Here is a 254-nt window from a genome sequence, read left to right as displayed (position 1 = left end):
CCCCGCGCCAGGTACCGTGCGGTAGCTGGCGCAGGGGTTGTTATTCAGCTCGATCGCGACCAGATTGTCGTGGTAAATGAACTGGGCCTTGAATTACTCGAACAATTAAAGGCGGGCGCTACGATCGCTCAACTGGCCACCTCTGTCTCTGCAAATTACGAAGTGACGTTTTCCAGGGCGTCTGACGATATAGCGCATTTTATCGCTGAATTGCAGGCACAGGAGCTGGTGAGCCAACAGGCTGAGTCATGACA

Annotated in this window: 1 protein-coding gene; it reads left to right on the top strand. The window is 53.9% G+C overall.

Annotated features, from left to right (window positions below):
- A partial coding sequence (locus A3709_RS17410; protein ID WP_066057496.1) for a PqqD family peptide modification chaperone occupies nucleotides 1-252 on the top strand: 252 nt, incomplete at its 5' end.
- Nucleotides 253-254: the final 2 nt, after the last annotated feature.

The sequence above is a fragment of the Halioglobus sp. HI00S01 genome (assembly GCF_001635445.1).
In the GTDB taxonomy this organism is placed as follows: Bacteria; Pseudomonadota; Gammaproteobacteria; order Pseudomonadales; family Halieaceae; genus Halioglobus; species Halioglobus japonicus.
Note: the sequence above shows the minus strand (reverse complement) of the source record. Positions and strands in the feature narration are given on the sequence as shown.